This window comes from Helicobacter monodelphidis, from assembly GCF_003288845.1.
Classification (GTDB): Bacteria; Campylobacterota; Campylobacteria; order Campylobacterales; family Helicobacteraceae; genus NHYN01.
Genome location: NZ_NHYN01000047.1, coordinates 1 through 3782, shown reverse-complemented (window position 1 = coordinate 3782; position 3782 = coordinate 1). Strand labels below are relative to the sequence as shown.

Genomic DNA, 3782 nt, shown 5'->3' with positions numbered 1-3782 from the left:
GCTTTTAAGAGAATCAAGAGTTTTCAAAGGTGAAGGTGAGTTTAATGCACAAGTTGCAGGAGCATTCTATAAAGAAGGCTTAGGGGATATTGATTTAGTGTGGGGAAAGGCAGAGAAAGATTCTAAAGGACAAATTAAAGGCTATGGATTAAGTAAGATTATAGAAAAACACTATAACAATGGAGAATTCTTAGCCTTTGGTGAAGGTGAAAAGGGATTAATGAATGGATTAAGTGAAATTATAGAAAAAGGAAAGGTAATTAGTGAAAATGGCGTAAATACGATCTGGTACAAAAAAGGAAATGAATATTATAAAGTAGGATTGTCGCAAGGTTTTGAAAAGCAGGGCAATAATAATTGGATTGTAACTGCTTATGAAGCGGAACGAGAAAAAGACAAGACGTTCGGCGATGTCCTTTTTACAGATAAGCGTCCCTTACCTAACTCAAGTAAAAAGCTGGATATTGGCAGTCCTCGTTACGAAGCCAATTTTACAAATAAGTCGGTGTCAGAGCAGTCAAAAACTGATGATGTTCTCTTAAATAACCAACAATCCAATTCTACCACAAATGCACAAATAAAGCAAGGTAAAACACAACAAAACAAAGATTTGTTCTATGCGGCTTATACGATTACAGATATGTTTGATGATTTTGCAGAATCTATGAAATATCACACAAAAGAGAAGCTAACAAGTTTCTACAAATTCACGCAAATGGCAAATTATCCGCAACCACGCGATAGAAGCTTCAACGAAATTGCTAAGCTAACTTACACTAAAGAGCCTTTGAGTGAGCAAGACATTAGCGATATGGCAAATTACCTGTACAAAAATGTAGATACTCTAAAAGACAACAAAAAAATCCAAAACACACAGATAAACGCAGGGAAAATCGCCTATAAATTAGCATTAGAAATAGAACCTGCTGTGCTTAAAAGTAGCTATGATGCATTTAATGCTTTACTCAAAGAGCATCATATTCATTATGAATTCATAATGCCTAAAAAAATAAAAACTAAGAATAATCCGCTTGATTTTAGCCAATTTGGATATATGCTAAAAGATTTATTATCAAAAGAGAGCTTAAATGCAGTAGATAAGGAATATTTACAGATTTTAAGCCAACTTAAGAAGACTGAAATAGACTTGTTAGAGCGAACAAATGGAACATTTTTTAGAGAATTAAAGAATGAAATAGCTAGAAATATTTACTCTAATACAAAAGACATAGAGAAATTTGCGAAAAAATATCTACCCAATTTTAAAATGAGCGATACGCCAAAATGAAAGATATTATGAGCAAAGCGGATAAGCTTTTACTCCCCAAAGTGCAAGGCGAGGAGCTAGATATCTTGGAGAGATTGCTAGATTGTTACGATAGCTTATTGAATGTAATGCTAAAATATTGTAAAATTGCATTTTAGAGATATTTTGGGAGTTACGACAATGGGTAAAGAAAATATAAATATCAATCTTGAAAGAATAATCAAGAAAATTCCTATTGATAACATAATAGATAGAGTATTAAGAGAAGCTATCTCTAACTCCATACATGCAAAAGCAACTCAAATTAATTGCAAATTTAAAACAATGCCTACACTCATTGAAAATGAATGTGATATTGATGAAATGATTATTGAAGATAATGGAGAGGGATTTACTGCTGACAATTTAAATTCTTTTAAAATATATGGCACAGATTATAAAGCTGAAAAATGGGGAGCAAAAGGAACAGGACGCTTTTGTTTTTTGAAAATTACTGATAAGATAGTTTATAAAAGCCTTAAACAAATAATTACCCTTGACACTAACTATATTGATGTGAAACAATCAAGTGAAAATTATGATAATAAAACTATATTGGAATTAAAAAATTTAAGATATGAGAAAGATAAAAAGATTCTATTTCAAACCAATAGATTTGATAAGCTTATGGAAAATATAAGAATATCTCTTTTGCCAACACTAATACTAATTAAACAAAATAATTTTCTTGATAATTTAGAGATAAATTTTTATAGGGATAATAAGGCTATTGGTAAAATATCACTAATAGAAATCCCTCAAGTAGAAAAACAAAATATAATTATAGAATCTAATGGAAAAAATACAGATTTTGAGCTTCTTTATTATATAGATAAACATACTAAAAGTGATACAGCTCTTAAGATTGGTAGTTATTGTGCTGATTTAATAAAAGTAAAAGATTTTAATTTTGACATTAACTTACCAAAAATATCTTATATATTTTTGGTAAAAAGTGATTATTTGGACAGCAATGTCAATGATGATAGAGCAGATTTTTTAATTAAAAGTAAAATAAGAGGCACACTAACCTATCTAACTTGGTTTGAGATAGAAAGTCACCTTAAGGAAGTTATACAAAAAATTCTAAATAAAGTTTTTAATGATATGGAAGAAAAAAATAAAAATAGTTTTGATGAAGCTACAAAAAAGTTTCCGTTCTTTAAAAACAAATTTAATGAGATTAATGCAAAATCTGTTGGGTATTTATCTGTAAAGGATTATGTTAAAAGTTCTTATGATACTCTCGATATAGTAAAAGAGGATTTGAGAAAATTGCAATATGAATCATTAGGCAGAGAATTAACAGAAAATGAATTTAATACAATACTGAGTAACTCCTCTATCGAGTTAGCTGAATATATTGTAAATAGGCAAATTGTTATTAATGAAATGCAAAATTTTATAAAAGACAATATTACAGATGAAAAACAAATCCATAATCTCATAATACCACAAGGAGAAGTATATACTCATAATGATTCATTTGTAGATTTAAAAAATTGCAATTTATGGATTATTGATGATAAATTTATGAGTTTTTCAAAAGCATTGAGTGATAAAAAAATAAAAGAACTTAAAAAGCAAATCAGTCAAGATATTCAAATATTTGAAGGAGATAATCAAGAACCAGATTTATTTATATATTTTGATTCTGAACAAAAGAAAAAACTTGTAACTATTGAGATAAAACCTTTCGGAAATAAAAAAACAATCGATAGAAATAAGATTAATTCTATTACACAAATAGCAGATTATGCTGACTTTATCAATAATCATTTTAAAGAAATACCAGAAAAATGGTATTATACAATCACAACAATAGATGATAATTTTAAAAGACAATTAAGAATTAATAACTATAAAAAAATATTTTCAAATGGTGAAATGTATTTTTCTTATAATCCTGAATTACAAACATATTTTTATATTTTAGATATGCAAACCTTAGTAGATGACGCTAGAGCAAGAAATAAGGTATTTATGGATATTCTTACAAATTTTTTTGATAAGGAATGATTTTTAAAAAGAGCGATAAGCTTTTCATCTCTCTACAAGTGCCTAAAATCGTCCATATAAAACCTATTATGCGATAAATTGAAGTTTTAGAGTCAAAACAGTAAAATAAGAATGTGTTTAAGGGGTAACTTTCTTTTTATGCAATCTAGCGTAGAAAGGAGGTTAAAGATGAAGAAAACTTTAAAGCTTATCGTTAAAATGATAGCCTTAGAGTTACTCAAAGAGTTTTTCCAGAAACTCCTTGAGTTCATATCAAACTAATCCGCATTATTTTAGGATTCCCCCACTTAGTTTCTCCTTAAGCACAAAAAACTTACGCTAGATTGTGGGGGATAGCGTAGCTACAAAAAACGACTACAAACAAAAACATAGCCTATATTAACTCTATAAGCCTTAAAAACTACATTTAATAATAACAAAGGTATTTGTATCTTCTTACATTATAAAACGCATTTAT

General features: G+C 28.5%; 3 protein-coding genes. All 3 read left to right on the top strand.

Features of this window, described 5'->3' with window-relative positions; genetic code table 11:
* Positions 1 to 1288, top strand: a 1288-nt coding sequence (locus tag CCZ01_RS10515; RefSeq protein WP_458692865.1) for a putative barnase/colicin E5 family endoribonuclease, incomplete at its 5' end; no start/stop codon positions are given.
* Positions 1285 to 1425 carry a hypothetical protein gene (locus CCZ01_RS10510; protein ID WP_181566392.1) on the top strand — a complete coding sequence of 47 codons (141 nt, stop codon included), beginning with the start codon at positions 1285 to 1287 and terminating at the stop codon, positions 1423 to 1425. The genes CCZ01_RS10515 and CCZ01_RS10510, both read left to right, overlap by 4 nt.
* A gap of 22 nt (positions 1426 to 1447) precedes the next feature.
* Positions 1448 to 3325: an ATP-binding protein gene (locus CCZ01_RS09705; protein ID WP_112053008.1), complete on the top strand. Its 1878-nt coding sequence runs from the start codon at positions 1448 to 1450 to the stop codon at positions 3323 to 3325.
* The last annotated feature ends 457 nt before the right edge of the window (positions 3326 to 3782 follow it).